This window comes from Sphingomonas sp. IC4-52, from assembly GCF_020707225.1.
Taxonomy (GTDB): Bacteria; Pseudomonadota; Alphaproteobacteria; order Sphingomonadales; family Sphingomonadaceae; genus Sphingomonas.
In genome coordinates this window covers 16,778-33,120 of sequence record NZ_JAJFEU010000006.1, presented here as the reverse complement: position 1 = coordinate 33,120, position 16,343 = coordinate 16,778, and the positions used below count along the sequence as shown (strand labels likewise).

At 63.0% G+C, this 16,343-nt stretch carries 14 protein-coding genes, 1 tRNA gene and 1 other RNA gene; 9 read left to right on the top strand and 7 right to left on the bottom strand.

Annotation, left to right across the window (positions count from 1 at the left end):
- Positions 1 to 134 precede the first annotated feature (134 nt).
- Positions 135 to 791: an alpha/beta hydrolase gene (locus LK535_RS14030; protein ID WP_227772553.1), complete on the bottom strand. Its 657-nt coding sequence runs from the start codon at positions 789 to 791 to the stop codon at positions 135 to 137.
- A 72-nt stretch (positions 792 to 863) separates the two neighbouring features.
- Here LK535_RS14030 and LK535_RS14025 point away from each other — a divergent pair, with 72 nt between their 5' ends.
- The 7 genes from LK535_RS14025 (at position 864) to LK535_RS13995 (ending at position 5,921) form a co-directional block, all read left to right on the top strand.
- Positions 864 to 1,967, top strand: coding sequence for a cysteine desulfurase family protein (locus LK535_RS14025; protein ID WP_227772552.1), 1,104 nt, complete (start codon positions 864 to 866; stop codon positions 1,965 to 1,967).
- A complete protein-coding gene (locus LK535_RS14020) occupies positions 1,964 to 3,049 on the top strand; it encodes a cysteine desulfurase family protein (protein WP_227772551.1) in 1,086 nt (361 codons plus the stop codon). Before LK535_RS14025 ends, LK535_RS14020 begins: the two co-directional genes overlap by 4 nt.
- Entirely contained in the window at positions 3,046 to 3,348 is a 303-nt protein-coding gene (locus LK535_RS14015; RefSeq protein ID WP_227772550.1) for a 2Fe-2S iron-sulfur cluster-binding protein, read from the top strand. The genes LK535_RS14020 and LK535_RS14015 overlap by 4 nt, the downstream gene beginning before the upstream one ends.
- A gap of 49 nt (positions 3,349 to 3,397) precedes the next feature.
- Positions 3,398 to 3,495: signal recognition particle sRNA small type (gene ffs, locus LK535_RS14010), an RNA gene on the top strand.
- 115 nt (positions 3,496 to 3,610) lie between these two features.
- A complete protein-coding gene (locus LK535_RS14005) occupies positions 3,611 to 5,245 on the top strand; it encodes a DNA polymerase III subunit gamma/tau (RefSeq protein WP_227772549.1) in 1,635 nt (544 codons plus the stop codon).
- Positions 5,242 to 5,577 carry a YbaB/EbfC family nucleoid-associated protein gene (locus tag LK535_RS14000; RefSeq protein ID WP_227772548.1) on the top strand — a complete coding sequence of 112 codons (336 nt, stop codon included), beginning with the start codon at positions 5,242 to 5,244 and terminating at the stop codon, positions 5,575 to 5,577. Before LK535_RS14005 ends, LK535_RS14000 begins: the two co-directional genes overlap by 4 nt.
- A 98-nt stretch (positions 5,578 to 5,675) precedes the next feature.
- Positions 5,676 to 5,921: a hypothetical protein gene (locus LK535_RS13995; protein ID WP_227772547.1), complete on the top strand. Its 246-nt coding sequence runs from the start codon at positions 5,676 to 5,678 to the stop codon at positions 5,919 to 5,921.
- 19 nt (positions 5,922 to 5,940) lie between these two features.
- Here the strand turns inward: LK535_RS13995 and mtgA are convergent, their stop codons facing one another.
- Positions 5,941 to 6,618 (bottom strand): monofunctional biosynthetic peptidoglycan transglycosylase, encoded by a 678-nt coding sequence (gene mtgA / locus LK535_RS13990; RefSeq protein ID WP_227772546.1) that lies wholly within the window; start codon positions 6,616 to 6,618, stop codon positions 5,941 to 5,943.
- A 244-nt stretch (positions 6,619 to 6,862) separates the two neighbouring features.
- Between mtgA and LK535_RS13985 the strand changes: the two genes are divergently transcribed.
- Positions 6,863 to 8,041 (top strand): polysaccharide pyruvyl transferase family protein, encoded by a 1,179-nt coding sequence (locus LK535_RS13985; protein WP_227772545.1) that lies wholly within the window; start codon positions 6,863 to 6,865, stop codon positions 8,039 to 8,041.
- On the opposite strand, the gene LK535_RS13980 is transcribed toward LK535_RS13985, so the two are convergent.
- The 4 genes from LK535_RS13980 to LK535_RS13965 all read right to left on the bottom strand — a co-directional run bounded on the left by LK535_RS13980 (position 8,042) and on the right by LK535_RS13965 (position 12,409).
- A complete protein-coding gene (locus tag LK535_RS13980) occupies positions 8,042 to 9,295 on the bottom strand; it encodes a glycosyltransferase family 4 protein (protein ID WP_227772729.1) in 1,254 nt (417 codons plus the stop codon).
- Complete coding sequence (locus LK535_RS13975; RefSeq protein ID WP_227772544.1) at positions 9,288 to 10,898, bottom strand: hypothetical protein; 1,611 nt, start codon at positions 10,896 to 10,898, stop codon at positions 9,288 to 9,290. The genes LK535_RS13980 and LK535_RS13975 overlap by 8 nt, the downstream gene beginning before the upstream one ends.
- 367 nt (positions 10,899 to 11,265) lie before the next feature.
- A tRNA-Pro gene (locus tag LK535_RS13970) sits at positions 11,266 to 11,342 on the bottom strand.
- A gap of 287 nt (positions 11,343 to 11,629) precedes the next feature.
- Positions 11,630 to 12,409, bottom strand: a complete 780-nt coding sequence (locus tag LK535_RS13965; protein ID WP_227772543.1) for a CsgG/HfaB family protein — start codon at positions 12,407 to 12,409, stop codon at positions 11,630 to 11,632.
- Positions 12,410 to 12,812: 403 nt separating this feature from the next.
- On the opposite strand from LK535_RS13965, the gene lepA reads away from it, so the two are divergent.
- Positions 12,813 to 14,609 carry a translation elongation factor 4 gene (lepA, locus tag LK535_RS13960; protein ID WP_227772542.1) on the top strand — a complete coding sequence of 599 codons (1,797 nt, stop codon included), beginning with the start codon at positions 12,813 to 12,815 and terminating at the stop codon, positions 14,607 to 14,609.
- 591 nt (positions 14,610 to 15,200) lie between these two features.
- Here the strand turns inward: lepA and LK535_RS13955 are convergent.
- On the bottom strand, positions 15,201 to 16,295 hold the full coding sequence (locus LK535_RS13955; protein ID WP_227772541.1) for a hypothetical protein: 1,095 nt from the start codon (positions 16,293 to 16,295) through the stop codon (positions 15,201 to 15,203).
- Positions 16,296 to 16,343 lie beyond the last annotated feature (48 nt).

Here is a 16,343-nt window from a genome sequence, read left to right as displayed (position 1 = left end):
CCGGAGGGCGGTGCTTCGACTACGATCTGCCGTCGTACACGAGCGGTGACGGCGTTTCAGCAGTCACGAGGGCCCTTGGTGCCTGTGAGTGCGGCCGGTGCGCACGGCCAAGCGCAGCGCACCGGCAGAAATGTTCAGCGGATCGGGGAGTTCGGGTCCAGCCGCATATCCAGATAATTGTCGACCGACTTCATCAGGTCGTCCATTTCATGCTCAAAGAAATGGTTCGCGCGCGGGATCACGTCGTGGTGGATCGTGATGTGCTTTTGCGTGCGAAGCTTATCGACGAGCTTCTGGGTGGCCGGCGGGGTGGCCACTTCATCTTCGGCGCCCTGAATGATGATCCCCGAGGAGGGGCAGGGTGCAAGAAAAGTGAAGTCGTACAGATTGGCCGGCGGAGCAATGGAGATGAAGCCACGTATCTCCGGCCGCCGCATCAGAAGCTGCATGCCGATCCAGGCGCCGAAGCTGAAGCCAGCAATCCAGGTCGTCGACGCCTCTGGATGGAAGCTCTGCACCCAGTCAAGCGCGCTGGCAGCATCAGAGAGCTCGCCAACGCCATTGTCGAAGGTGCCCTGGCTCTTGCCGACGCCGCGAAAGTTGAAGCGCAGCGTCGCGAAACCACGGCGCTGAAACGTCTTGTAGAGGGCCTGAACGATGTGATTGTTCATCGTTCCGCCAGCCGTCGGATGCGGATGAAGGATCATCGCTACCGGCGCACGCGGCTTGGGAGCAGGGGCAAAACGCCCTTCGAGGCGGCCTTCTGGGCCAGGAAAGATGACTTCGGGCATCGTTACTCTGTTAGTTTGTTGCCGCGGATGTGGCGCGTTGAACGATCGGCTATATAGGGATCGCACCCGAATATGGAACGAGTTTTGCCTCAGCGTCTCTATCTGGATCACGCCGCCACGACTCCAATGACTTCACGAGCGCGTGACGCCATGCTGCGGGGTGTCGAAATATGGGCAAATCCCTCATCTCCTCACGCCGAGGGGCGCTCCGCGCGTGCAGCGCTTGAGGAGGCGCGTTCTGCGATCGGCGCAGCTTATGGCTGGCGCGGTGAGGTGCTGTTGACGAGCGGTGCCAGCGAGTCGCTTTGGATAGCGCTTCGCCGAGGCATTGTGGGGCGCCGGCTTGTTTCCCGGGTTGAGCATGATGCCGCGATGCGAGCGGCGGGGGATCAGGCCGAGTATGTGTCGGTCAATGGTGATGGGCGCGTCAGCCCGGAGGCGGTGCGCGAGCAGCTTCGTTCGGGCGCGGAAAGAACGAATTCGAAGTCGGCACGACCGCTAGTGTGCATCCAATGGTGCAACAGTGAAACCGGTGTGCTCCAGCCGCTCAGGGAAATCGCCGAGGTCGTGCACGAGGCCGATGGGCTGTTGTTCGTTGATGCGGCACAGATGCCGGCAACTTCAGAACTGGCCGATTTGGCTGACTTCGTAGCGCTTTCCGGGCACAAGCGCGGCGGGCCGCCCGGTATTGGGGCGTTGTTGGTTCGAGATCTTGGAACGCTGCTTCCGACCGGGGGACAGGAGCGCGGTTACCGAGCGGGGACGGAGAACCTGCCGGCCGCACTCGGCTATGCAGCTGCCTTGGAAGAGCCCGAACCGGATCACGCCGCCCGCCGCGCGCGACTGGATGACGCGATACGTCGCTCCGGCGGCCTGGTGGTGGGCGAGAATGCTCCGCGAAATCCTGCGATTGGCAGCTACCGGCTGCCTGGCGTGAGTGCCAACGCGCAGCTAATCCGCCTCGATCTTGAAGGAATTGCGGTGTCTGCGGGCAGCGCCTGTGCCAGCGGCAGCCTCAAGCCGAGCCATGTGCTCCGGGCCATGGGCTGGACCGAAGAGCAAACCCGAGAAGTGGTGCGCGTCAGCTTCGGGCGCACGACGACGGAGGCAGATATCGATCGCTTCATTCATGCGTGGCGCAGCTTAGCGCGCGGCGCCCGGATCCTTGCTGCATGATCTATCTCGATTATCAGGCATCCACGCCTTTGGCGCCAGAGGTGTTCGAGGCGATGGTTCCGTGGTTGCGAGACCAGTACGCCAACCCTCACTCTGCAAGCCGGCTAGGTCGTGCAGCCAAGGCGGCGATCGAGGTCGCGCGTGAGCAGGTTGCGGCGCTGCTTCCCCATGGTGGCCGCGTCGTCTTCACGAGCGGTGCCACCGAAGCGCTCAACTGGGCCGTTAAGGGCACCCGCGGTTCCGTGGTCACCATCGCAAGCGAACATGCTGCGGTACTGGATACCGCGCGAGCGGAGGGGGCGCGTGGCCGGGAGATTACGGTGCTGCCGGTGCGGCCCGATGGCCGGATCGACCTCTGGGTGGCGCGCCGAGTTCTGGGGCAGGGGGCCGGTTTACTTGCCGCCATGCTGGTCAACAATGAAGTGGGCGTGATTCAACCTATTCCGGAGCTGGCGCGTATCGCGCGTCAAAATGGTGCCTTGGTGCTCTGCGATGCGGTTCAGGGCTATGGCCGCGTCGCCATCCCGGAAGAATGCGACATGATTGCGCTTTCGGCGCACAAGATCCACGGCCCCAAGGGCGTCGGTGCGCTGTGGATCAGGGACGGCGTGACGCTGGAGCCACTTCTTCACGGCGGGGATCAGGAACTTGGCCGTTCGGGCACGTTGAGCCCCGCCTTGTGCGTGGGCTTCGGCGTTGCTGCCCGGCTCATGATGGAGCGGCATGACGCCGATTCGGCCCATGTCGCCCAGCTCTGGGAGATCGCAACGCAACGGTTGAGCGGATGGACGATCAACGGATCGGAGGAGCACCGCTACCGCGGCAATCTCAACGTGCGACGGCGTGGACTGGACGTGAACAGGCTGATGAGTGACTGCCGACACGTCGCCTTTTCAGCGGGTTCGGCCTGCGCCAGCGGTTCAGGTCGACCGTCTCATGTCCTGAAGGCGATCGGATTGCTTGATGCCGATGCCCGGTCTTCAATCAGGTTGGGGTTCGGGCGCTACACGACGGAAACAGAAATGCGCGAAGCGTTGGAGACGATCGTCGCTGCGGCCGACGCACAACAGGTTGCGGCATGAAGGTTCGCTTCGAGGCACCGGATGGGTCCGTTGTGGAAGCCGATGCGTCACCGGGCCAACGATTGCTGGAGGTAGGGCAGCGGGTCGGAATGCCGCTTGAAGGCACTTGCGAGGGCCAGATGGCATGCGCGACCTGCCACGTTATCGTTGCGCCCGATGACTTCACCCGCCTGCCGAAGGCGACCGAAGAAGAGGAAGATATGCTCGATCTCGCACCGAATGCGGCACGAACCAGCCGCTTATCATGTCAGATCGTCCTGAAATCGGAGCATAATGGCCTCACCGTCCGCATTCCCTAGCCAAGTCACTGACGGGCTTGAACCGCTCGCCTGGCTCGGCCATATGGCGCGCGGGAGTCGGGCGGACGTGGTCGTCGCCAACCTGGTCAGATCCTGACGGAAGCAGCCACAACGATTTCGCCGCGGGTCGTTCCGGCTCCCACCGCAGCATTCTCCGACATCGATATGGACGGTCGTAGGCGCCTTGCCTGACGGGACCGCGCGTGTGCCGACCGGCGTTGCCCCTTCGACAAGCATGGTCTGTGCGCCTAGATAGGCTGCGATGACCGACTCCCTTCTTGGCCTAGACGAACCGGTTCAGCCGAAGCGCGGTGGCGAAGCCTATCGCGTGCTGGCGCGCAAATATCGACCGCAGACGTTTCAAGCGCTGATCGGCCAGGAAGCGATGGTTCGTACCCTGGAGAACGCCATTCGCCGCGATCGGATCGCGCATGCGTTCCTGCTCACCGGGGTGCGAGGGGTCGGCAAGACGTCGACCGCACGGCTGATCGCAAAAGCGCTCAACTGCGTGGGCCGCGACGGAACCGGCGGCCCCACAATCGACCCGTGCGGCGTTTGCGAGCCGTGCCGGGCGATTGCGGAAGGCCGCCATATCGATGTGATCGAGATGGATGCCGCGAGCCATACGGGCATCGACGACATTCGTGAGATCATCGAAGCCTCACGCTACGCCGCGGTTTCCGCCCGGTACAAGGTTTACATCATCGACGAAGTTCACATGCTGTCGAAGGCGGCGTTCAACGGCCTGCTGAAGACGCTGGAGGAGCCTCCCGGTCATGTGAAGTTCCTGTTCGCCACAACTGAGGTGAACAAGGTGCCGGTGACGGTATTGTCACGCTGCCAGCGCTTTGACCTGAGGCGTATTCCTGCCGACAAGCTGGCGGAGCATTTCGCGGCTGTCAGCCAGCAGGAAGGCGTTGCAGCCGAGGCGGAGGCGCTGGCGCTGATCGCCCGCGCCGCTGAGGGCTCCGCTCGCGACGGTCTGTCGATCCTTGACCAGGCGATCGCCCATGCCGACCTGCAGGGGGGTGGGGTCACGGCAGGGGCGGTGCGCGAGATGCTGGGCCTTTCCGACCGAAGTGCCGTACGGGACCTGTTGGCGCTTTTGCTCGCGGGAGATGCGCCGGGCGCTTTGGTGGCGCTGCGCCGGCAATATGACTTCGGCGTTGACCCGCAAGGCGTGTTGCGGGCTTTGCTGGAAGCCGTTCACGGCGTGACGTTGGCCAAGGTCGGCAGTGCCGAAGATCCCGCCCAGCCCGCCGAAGAGCGGGAGGCTTACCGCGACTGGGCGGGGAAGCTGTCCTTCCCGATGCTGCATCGCTTGTGGCAACTGCTCCTCAAGGGGCATGATGAGGTCGCCAAGGCTGCGCTCCCGATCGAGACGGCTGAAATGGCTTTGCTGCGGATCGTTCATGCACGGAGCCTTCCGGATCCGGGCGAACTCGCTCGCGTTTTGAGCGAGGGCGGCTCTGCTCAGCCATCTGCTCCCCCGCCGGCGACCACGCCGGCTCCGCCTGAGAAGCCGGCGTTGCCAGCCACCTTCGCCGCGCTTGTGGAGGAGATGGAGGAAAAGGGGCATCATTTGCTGGCCGTCCGGCTGGCCCATGGCGCGCGGGTCGTCAGCTATGACCCGCCGGAGATCGTCTTCAGCGGCACGCGGCCTATTGCCGCCGATACGCTGGCGGAAACGACCACGGCCTTGCGCGGAATGACCGGTATCGCGTGGAAGCTTTCGATGCTGGATGCGCCGGGTGAGGCGACGCTGAAAGAGGCCGCCGATGCGGCTGCGGAAGCACAGCGGCAGGCGGTGCTCGCGTCTCCGCTGGTAAAGGCTGCTTTTGAGGCGTTTCCGGACGCCGAACTGATTGACTGGCCCAAGAAGAGGAACCACGCGTGAAGGATATCAACGAACTTCTCGCCGCAGCCCAGAGCGCGGCGGAGAACGTCCAGAAGCAGATGGACGAGGCGCAGGCCACGCTCGACACGATCGAAGTGGAAGGCGTGTCCGGCGGAGGGCTGGTGAAGATCAAGGCGACGGCCAAGGGGCGTATCCTCTCCGTCTCCATTGATGATTCGCTGATCGTGCCTGCCGACAAGCAGATGCTGGAGGATTTGGTTGCTGCTGCCTTCAACGACGCGCGCGCGAAGGCAGATGCCGCGTCGTCGCAGGAGATGGCGAAAATGACCAGTGGCCTTCCGCTGCCGCCGGGCTTCAAGCTCCCGTTCTGATCCGGGTCCCGGAGCGGGTGGAGGTTCCACCCGTTCCGCAAAGGGAACAACCAAGATTGGCCCTGCGTTGCGGCTCATCGGTAACGATGGAGCGTAACATGACCGACGAACGTGTAACTGAGACGTCGACGCCAAATACCACGATCATCGAACGGCGCGGCGGCGGCGGAAGCGGTATGTTGATCGGGCTTGCCGTTCTACTTGCCGTCGTGGTGGCCGCATTCTTCCTGTTCAATCAGTCGAAGAACGAGGGCCTGGAAACCAAGGCGATCACCTCGGCCGCTCAGAGCGTCGGCGAGACGGCGGACAAGGCAGGCGCGGCGATCGACGGCGCGACCAAGTAATCGAGCTGGGCCCGGCAAGTCACCGCAGGCAGGCGTCCAGTCCCTGGCGCCGAACAACCCCGACATGCCGGGCTATCGCGTTGCCATGGCGACGCACGAAGCCGGTGGGCGTGACAGCTTCCCGCTTCTTCGGCAGCGGAAGAACCGCTGCGATCCGCGCCGCCTCGGTGGCCGACAACCTGTTTGCCGAGTGATTGAAGTAGCGGATGGCGCCGGCTTCCACCCCATAGGTGCCGATTCCGGTTTCCGCGACGTTGAGGTACACCTCCATGATCCGGCGCTTACCCCAGATTGCTTCAATCAGGACGGTGAACCAGGCCTCAAAGGCCTTGCGTACATAGCCGCCGCCCTGGAACAGGAAGACGTTCTTGGCGGTCTGCTGGCTGATGGTAGATCCGCCTCGGATCTTTCCCCCTTGCGCATTGCGGTAGGCAGCACCGGCAATCGCGCTAAAGTCGAAGCCATGATGAGTGCAAAACTTCGCGTCTTCCCCGGCAATGGCGGCACGCGCCATATCAGGGTCAATCTGTGCCAATGATCGCCATTCCTTGGTGATCGAGCGTCCTGACAGCAGGTCGCCCATCATCGTGAAGGTGATCGGCGGCGGCACGAAACGAAACAACGCGACGAGCGCGAGCGACAGACCCACGAACCAGATCGCTATCTTGATCGAAAGGCGGAGAACGTGAGCGGCCATCCGGCTCTGCTAGCCTCGAAGGTTCAAGCAAATCAACGTATGGTACACGTCGAGATCGTGACATTGTCCGGTAGCCGGAGCAATGCGAACGGGTGGCGCAGCCAGGAGAGCAAAGGTGAGTGACGCCACAAACTCCTTCGCGCTTCGGCGTGCCAGAGCGCGGGCGGGCGCAAGGGCGAAGGAGCGAACCAAGGCAAGAGCTCAGCGAAGGCTTCAGCGCTCGCCCTCTGAGGCGCCGCTGCGCTTGCTGTTTCACCGCGTCTCCGGCCGCCCGGACCAAATCCTGTCACCTGCGGAAACGCTGGCCCAGATCGAAGAGAGCGTTCGCCTGACCTCTCGAAACATGGGCAATCTGGTTCACCTGGAAGCGCCGCAGAAGTTGTTCCGACACAAACCGGTCGCGCCGGATCAAAGGGCGACAGATGCCGCCGAACTTGATCGTCGTTTCGACGCCATCGTGCTGGGATATGCCAACATGATCCGACCCCGGGAGGCAAAGGATAATGGGGACAGCCGCAGTATTGGCGCTCGGGGTCGCGAAATCGCACTCTTAGCGGCGACTCGTTGCGAGATTGTCGCGCTGGGGATCGGGATACAAGAAGCGCTCGAGCCTACCCCTGATGTAGTGGATCCGAGCCTGTTCGCGCTGCTAAGCACAATCAATCGGCGGGCATCTATCTTTGGGGGCCGCGGAAGAGAAACCGAAACATGGTTGCACGCCGTCGGGTTGACCAATGCGCGGGCGCTGGGTTGCCCGAGCCTGTTCGTTTATCCCCGTAACATCATGAGCATACGGAGCCCCGCAACGGTGGGCCCCTTGTTGCGGGTGGCAACCGCCGGGCGCCTGACACGTCAAGACGACAACAGGCGCCTGGAAGCCGTGGTGCGGATCGGCCAGCGTTTCCAAACGAGCTATGTGTTCCAGAACGACTTCTTCAGCACGCTGCAAGCAGCTGATCCGCAGGGAGTTATCTACAACGATGCAACGGGGGAAGTTTCGCCTGAGGAGGTGAGACGGCGCGGGGTCGAGCTTGGGTTCAACCTGCCTTTTAACGATTATTGGATGTTCCGCAGCACGGAAAAATGGAGAGGCTTCGCCACAGGCAAGGAAGCATTTTTCGGCGACCGCTTCCACGGCGGAGTGGTCTTCATGCAGGTGGGCAAACCGGCGATCATCGTTCAGGCGGACGCGCGGGTGCGGGAGCTCACCTCCTTCTACGACCTTCCCACCGCTACCGTCGACGAAATGCTCAACAACGATCCTCAGGACATCATGCGCGAGCGGCTAAGTGAAGCGGCTTTGCGGCAGATGCGGGAGACGTATGCGAAGCGCTACCGCGTCTTCTATGATGTTGTCCGCGAGGCGGGATTGGAGTTCTTCAACGACATTCCGCCCGACGAGATCGACAGAATGGTGGATTGATCAAGCGGTTGTTTTTGCAACCTGATCGAACACGGCTGCATAGCGCTCGGCCATTTCAATCGGGGTCGGCGGCGTTGGGAGCGCGCTCTGAAGCTTGGCCAAAAGCGCCTCATCTGCGGCCTGTGCGATGCGGTCGGCAAGGTCAGCAGGGTCGTTGCGAGCGAAGTGGAGCCCGGTTTCGCCGTCGATGATTTTTTCAGCCATGCCGCCGATGCCGGTGCAAATGACAGGACGACGAGCGCCCAAGGCTTCCTGAATCACGACCGGGGAGTTCTCCCACCATGTGCTGGGCATGACGACGTAATCGCAGGCAGCCATCAGCGAAGCCACGTTCTGATTGTCGTAAGCCCCTAGGTAGGTGAGGAATGGATATTCCTCCACGGCGGCATTGAACCTGTCGATAAAGGCGGCTGGCTGTCCGATGAAGTTTCCGTGGATGGCGATCCGTATCCTTGCGGCAAGATCAGGACGGCGCGCCAGCACTGCACAGGCGTCCAGGAGCACGCCAACGCCCTTGAACGGGTTGATCTGGCCGAAATATCCGAACCGCCAGTTGTCACGCGAGTGCCGGGAGGAGGGGGGGCGTGCCGGATGTGGCACCCCATTCTCTATGATGCTGACCCGCGCGGCAACGACGCCCTGCTCCACCATCTTGTCGGCAAGAAACTGGCTGGGGGCAATGAACGCCGACACCTGATCAAGTGCAGCCGCGAACTGGCTTTGCCGTACTGCGAATTGCTGCCTGCTGTGCTCCGGATAGCATCGCTGACACGCGGAGGGTGACGGGCCGTGACAAAGTGTCTGGCCGGGTCGTGTGACGAGTTGGCCATGATTGTGACAGATGGCCAGGAACTCGTGCATGGTGAACACCACGTCGATACCCGCCGAAACGATGTCCGAGAATGCACCGATGCCGATGTGCAGGAAATGGTGGGCGTTGAAGAGCGTGACGTTCTGTTCTTGGAGCAGCCTGACGAGCGATCGCCGGACTTCGACCGAAGAGATATGGTAGAAGTGATCGTAGATGCCGCCGCGAACCGGCAAAGCGAATTCGTTCGGACCGAGATCGATCTTGTCTCTCAGGCTTTCGTCGCAGGCAGCAATCAGGATTGCATCCCACCCAAGAGCGCGGAGCCCGCGGAACAGGTTGTATGCTGAGATCTCCGCCCCGCCCGACGTAAGCGAAGGGTGCGTGTGGCTGTAGATGGCGATCCGTTTGTTGCCGGCAGGCACACGGATATCGCCGCTATCCATGAGCACGATGGAGCGCCTCATTGATCTTGAGCGTGAACGACGAATGGCCGCGCCGCCCCAAAGACAGCGCGGCGTCGGGTACGACCGGCAAAGGCGCGTTTTGCGGTGGCAGCTGAATTCCACCGATTTGGGGCGGCGCTATGGAACGCAAGCGCTTCCACTCGGTGACATCGCCAACAAAGGCACTGAGGTTGGCAATAGCCGGTGAGTTTTCGAGCGGGTCATTGATCGCGAGCAGCGCGAGACTGGCGGATTGCTCGCCCACTTCGCGCCAGCCGTTGCTGGTCAACGACACCCGGCCGTCTACCCACGCCAGCCGTTCGCAAGAAAGCGCCGCTGCGACTCTCTCAATTACGTCGGAGGTGGGATCGGTGTCGCTGGTAAAAAACAGGCTGCAGGGGCGGCTTGTTGTTCGTTGCAATTGCGCGAACAGCGTCAGGACGAGACCTCGGGTGTCATCCGGACGTGCGACGATGGCGATGCCCCAATCCTCAGGCAACGAGGCAACGTGCTGGCACGCTTGATCAAACAACAGGAATATATCGGCTGGTTGCCTGGGCGCCGCCAGTAGCAGCACTGATCCGGCCGGGTTCAAATCATAGGGTTGAACACGCTCAGCCAGGGATTGTGCATGGATGGCCGCCTGACGCGCAAAATCGGCAAAGAAGTGCTCTACCTCGACCGCCGGGTAGAAGCGGGAAATCGAGTCGAGCGGTGAGGTCAGCCCCAGCACGCGTACAACCGCAGGGGCAATGGCTGTGTTGGTGATGGTGCCATCGTCCCACACAACTCTCAGCGTAAGTCGGTCCAACAAAGCGCGATCGATGGGGCCACGAAACAAGGTGACGAAAGCCGCCGTCTCCAGGGCATGTTCGACGTTAGGAAGCGCTTGGATCAGGTCGGTGCGGGTAAACCGAGATTGGCTGCGGGGGTCGGCCGGAATGATGTGAGTGCCTGCCTTGAGAATGAACTGTTCGGCTCGTCTGCGCGGGCTGAGCGCCCAGCCGTTTACAAAGGCGCCAAAGCCCGGCAGCACGGCAATCTCGTCCACCTGCACGCGATCGACGGTTGATTCCTGCGGCGACCAGTCGCGGTTGGCTTGCACCAACTCCAGCAGTGCGGCGCGGTGAGGCCCTGTGGCTCGGTCGAGTGTATCTCGAATGATCGGTAAGACCGCATCCGGGGAGGTCAGGGGTGTTGGACTCAAAGGCTCCAGGTAGCGTCCACTCCCGTCCGCCAGCACAATCTGGGGTGGCAGGTCAGGATCAGCCTGCCACGCGCAGCTCATCACGGCCACAAACGCCTTTGCGCCGGGCGCGAGATCCGCACGCGGGGCCAAGCTAAGAGCAATGCCTCCCGGGGTTCGAGCAGTATCCAGGATGATCACCGACCGGTCCAGCACAGTGTCTTCGATCATCCAGCCGACCAGCCAGCAAAGGCCCGACCTGTCGGTCCAAATGCCTTCGACATAGCCTGCCTGGTTGATGGGTCGCGCGAGTTCGGGCTGGTGAACCAGCTCTTTGGCCTGTGATAGATGCTGGTTCAGCGTAGCGAGCAACGGTGTGTCGACGTGATTCTTCAACGCAAGGGCGAGGGTGCTCATGTTGAAAGCGCACCGTCAGCGGCATGTCGAGACTGTTCGTGAGGCGGCGTACGTCCGGTCTCGCGTCCACGCTCGTACCACTGCTTGAAAACACTGTGCATGGTATCCGCCATGGTGACCGGTTTGGCGGCCATAGCTCAGTCTCCTCTGCGCCGACGAGGCAAACACACCGCCGCGGAGATATTTGTCAACAGCAGCGGGAGTGATGCTTCACGCGGTGCGGCATGCGGCTCCCGCTGTCACGCCTCTGAGCGCGCAGTGATGATGTGCTCGCTTGACTATTTAAATGCTATGCAAAGCTCACCGTCGCCTCTCCCGCAGAACGCTCGGAGGGCGGCAGTCTCAAGAAGCGAATGTAAGGATTAGATGGTCGGGGAAAGAGGATTCGAACCTCCGGCCCCTGCGTCCCGAACACAGTGCTCTACCAGGCTGAGCTATTCCCCGACCAGATGCCAACCGGTTGGAGCCGGCGGCAGGCGGCGGCTTATATCAGCGAAATCCAGCGCAGCAAGAGGCTAATCGCCGTATTTTCCTGCCACCCCTCGAACCGCCTGAAACTGGTGATCCGCAGGTCGCGGGCCCTCTCCGGCCATGCACTAGAAGACGCGTCGTGCGCGACGAGATCGGCCTGCTGCGGAGCGGAGCGAGGATTTTAGAGACCGGAACCTCGAAATGGACCGGCTGAGGCGTGCGATGATGGTGGGGCGGACGGCTGCCCGCCCCACTCGAAATTACTGCGCGCGTGGAGCAGCAGCTGCGGCGTTGGCCGGAAGACCGCCCAGCTGGGAGACCAGTTTGGTGTAGGCGTCTAGGTAGCTCAGCACGATCACTTGGCCGATCGCCGTATCCTGATAGCCGCCCCCGGCAGCACCGCCAAAGGTGCCGCCGGAGAAAACGCCGCCGCCCGCGCCGAAGCTGATGTCAGACTTGCGGGCATAGCCCTCGGTCATGGCTTCTTCCTCGGTGGTGCGCGCGTTCACGAGGCTCAGCGTGGTCTTCGCCTCACCCTTTTTCACATTGATGCCTCCGGCGATCGCACCAATCGCGCGGCCAGCCCCACCGAAGAGTCCGCCGACGCCGCCAATCACGCCTCCGAGGCCACCGCCGCCGGAGTTGCGGTTTGCGGTGACAATATCGGGCTGCAGGAAGTAGTCCGCGGCGCGAACCTGGCCTTTGCCCAGGTTCGAATTGGCCTGCAGCTCTCCAGAGTCGGCCATGGCGCGTTCCATGTTCCGGCTGACCATCGCGCGGCCGCGGTTGACCATGGTGAAGCAGCCGGATTTCTGGACGAAGATTTTGATAATGGCTTCGGGGCTGCCGAGGTTCAATTCTCGCCACCACTGATTGTCCGGCTCAACGATCGCCAGCGTTCCCAATCGCTTGGTGCACACCGGGATCTGCGCTTCACCCTTTTGCTGCGCCTGGTGAGCAGACGAGCCCTTGTTCTGTGCCGTAGCCGGCACCGCGGCAAGCAGCGTGGCGGCTGCAGCGATGGTGAGTGTAGTGCGCATCCTCAATTCCCCCTGTTGTTGTTACCGCATCGCTCCCGATCTGCGGTGTGATGGATTGTTCCGTACCGCCAACTTACCACTGAGCCATTTCACTCGCCAGCGTCGACACGTCATGCGACCTGCTGAAGGACGATCTCTTGAGGAATGTCCGTGGATAGCGTGGGGACGAGGCAGAGGGCGCTGGCGGCGAAGGCGGCCATTAGCGAGAAGAGAGTGCGGGTCATCGATTTGCTCCTGATCTGATGCGGCGGATCTAGCCGCGTGTTCGGAGCGCCGCATCGGTGCCGCGACGGGGCTGATCATCGCGCGACGAAGGTGGTGCGCGGTGCGACGAAGGTGCCGCTTTGGCATTGCGGCGGGAGGTGCTAACGCGCGCGGCAATCTCTCATTCTGGTAGACGTACGTGGCGACCGAGCTTTCCAAGATCCGTAACTTCTCGATCATTGCCCATATCGATCATGGCAAGTCGACGCTGGCCGACCGGCTGATCCAACGCACGGGGGGCCTCTCCGAGCGCGAGATGTCGGCGCAAGTGCTTGATAACATGGAGATTGAAAAGGAGCGCGGGATCACCATCAAGGCGCAGACGGTGCGCCTGGAATGGAAGGGCCATGTCCTCAATCTCATGGACACGCCGGGGCACGTCGATTTCGCCTATGAAGTGAGCCGCAGCCTGGCCGCGTGCGAGGGCGCGTTGCTGGTGGTGGACGCGGCGCAGGGCGTCGAGGCGCAGACGCTGGCGAACGTGTATCAATCGATCGAGCATGACCATGAGATCGTGCCCGTCATCAACAAGATCGATCTGCCCGCGGCCGAACCGGAAAAGGTGAAGGCCGAGATCGAGGAAGTGATCGGGCTGGACGCGAGCGGCGCGGTGCTGGCCAGCGCGAAATCGGGCATCGGCATCGAGGAGATCCTGGACGCGGTGGTCGAGCGGATCCCGGCGCCCAAGGGCGATCCCAACGCGCCGCTGAAGGCCATGCTGGTCGATTCATGGTATGACCCGTACCTCGGCGTCGTCATCCTGGTGCGGGTGATCGACGGGACGCTGAAGAAGGGCCAGCAGGTGACCTTCATGCAGGCGGGCACGCAGCATCTGGTGGACCGCGTGGGATGTTTCCGCCCCAAGATCGAGCAATTGGCGGACCTGGGGCCGGGCGAGATCGGCTTCATCACGGCGCAGATCAAGGACGTGGCGCAGGCGCGCGTCGGCGACACGCTGACCGATGCCAAGCGGCCCGCGGCCGAGGCGCTGCCCGGGTTCAAGGAAGTGCAGCCGGTGGTGTTCTGCGGGCTGTTCCCGGTGGACGCCAACGATTTCGAGAAACTGCGCGAATCGATCAGCAAGCTGCGGCTGAACGACGCATCGTTCAGTTTCGAGATGGAGACGAGCGCGGCGCTGGGCTTCGGCTTCCGCTGCGGCTTCCTGGGGCTGCTCCACCTGGAGATCATTCAGGAGCGGCTGACGCGCGAATATGACCTGGACCTGATCACTACTGCGCCGAGCGTGGTGTACGAGATCGACCTGACGCATGACGGCGGGCGGATCGAGCTGCACAACCCGGCCGACATGCCCGATCCCAACAAGATCGCGATGATCAGCGAGCCGTGGATCGAGGCGACGATCTACGTCCCCGACGAATATCTCGGCAGCATCCTGAAGCTGTGCCAGGACCGCCGCGGCATCCAGAAGAACCTGACGTATGTCGGCGGGCGCGCGCAGGTGACGTACGAACTGCCGCTGAACGAAGTGGTGTTCGATTTCTATGACCGGCTGAAGAGCATCAGCCGCGGCTATGCCAGTTTCGACTATCACCAGATCGGCTATCGCGAGGGCGACCTCGTCAAGATGAGCATCCTGGTGAACAACGAGCCGGTCGATGCGCTGTCAATGATCGTCCACCGCGGCACCGCGGAGACGCGCGGGCGCGGCATGTGCGAGCGGCTGAAGGACCTGATCCCGCGCCACATGTTCAAGATCCCGATCCAGGCGGCGATCGGCGGCAAGGTGATCGCGCGCGAGACGATCGCGGCGCTGCGCAAGGACGTGACCGCGAAATGCTATGGCGGCGACGCGACGCGCAAGCGCAAGCTGCTGGAGAAGCAGAAGGAAGGCAAGAAGCGCATGCGGGAATATGGCTCGGTGAGCATACCGCAGGAGGCGTTCATCGCAGCGTTGAGGATGGGCGACGACGCCTGAATTTAGCGCGGCATCGCCGCGCTAAATTCAGCAAAGCGTCGCGCCCGGCCGACGGCCGCCCGGCCCCACCGGGCGTGTCGATCGACGACGCGGCTCTGCCGCGGCGCGGGGCAGCTATGCGCCCCAATCTCGGCCATTCGACCGATCCGCCGTCGATCCCGGAAGCCGCCGTTCGTTCATCTCGCCAATCAGGCGTCCTGGACGGCCGACATTGGGACGTTCCTGCCGGGCAGCTATGCAGCATCTCAAGACGGATAGCTGCCGCTCGTCATAACCTAAATGGTCCCGCGGCGCGGTCTTCGGAAGTGCTCATCTAGGCAAGTCTGGGGGCGATTCCGTAGCCCAGTCAGCAGAGGGCTGGTGGACAAGTTGCTGATCTAGCACTGCTCAGAGATCGGCCCGTTCGTGGATCACGCGCCCGATCGCCTGCGTCACCCGCCTCGTATCGATCGGCTTCTCGCATCGGACGATCTGCTCGAAGCGCAAAGGAATTGCGTTTGCATAACAGCCAGTAAGGGCAACACGCGCAGACCAGCGGCAGCTATCTCACGCCCCGCAGCCTCGTCGAGACCGGAGACGGGAGCGGACCACTCAGTCCCCGCCGTAGCTCATCACGGCCGGTCCGAGGTGCAGCGTCTCTGGCCTGCGCTCGGCCACGTCGAGGGTCTCATTCCCCTCCGTGGTCGCGGCGTTCCGCGCCCGCGCGTCCTCCATGGTGGCCTCGATGGCCGCATAGTCCTGGAAGTAGCGGCGGACCGCCGCGGCGACCCGCCTCGCGTCGGCCCGTGTCAGGTCGGGACTGGTAAGAGCGGCGGCCACGGCCTGATTGAGCAGCGTCTGCGCGCGGTCCGTATCTCCCTGGGCCCTAGCGTTGATCGCGTCGTCAAGCGGCTTGCCGATGGTCCCGAGGGACTGCCAGTCGTCGCGCGTGGTGGTCAGCTGAATCTGGAGCACCACGTAATCCTGAGGATCGGGCGCCCGGAGCCGGCCGGCATCCGGCCCGAAGCGCACGCCGTCGTCGGTCATCCAGGCCATCGTGGCGCCGGACTGCGGGAGCGCCGACGCCTCCACGGCGGACAGAAGGACGTAGCCGGATGTCAGCGTTCCGTCGGCGCCGCTGCCGAGCAGCAGGTCGTGAGCCGCGAGCCTCGTCGAGCTCTCGCCGGCGCCCAGGAGCGACTGCACGCCGCCCGCGACGGCCGAGGCCATGTTGGCGACCGCTACGACCTGGCCCAGGCTGACCGCGCCAGCCACCTCGCTCACGGTCTTCGCGAAGGCCTGTGCGAGGTCCGAGGCCTTCAGGGACACCAGCCCAAGGTCGATCTCCACCTCGCCGCCGCGGAACGGCAGGAGGGGGGTGAGCGGGTAACGCCGCAGGATCGAGCGGTTGAGGTCGGCCTGCTTAATCTCGAACTTGCTCTTGCCGGAGACGTTCGGGAGCTCCAGCTTGGGCTGGTCCCCGTAGGTCATCGCGATGAGGGAGTAGACGACGGGGAACCGTTTCGTGAACCACTGCGTGTTGCTCTTCAGGAAGAGTTCGCTGAGCACAAGGCGCACGTAGTGCTGGTCGGCGACGGCTGTCGTGCCGGTACAGCGCGTGAGGTCGCGCTCGACGGGGATCCGGACCCTTGCGCGCTGCCGTGCGTCCTCGTCCACGAGACGGCCGAGGAAATCGAAGAGTCCCATGTCAAACTCCTTGAGAATGTGAAAAGAGAGAGAGCCGCGACGACGGCG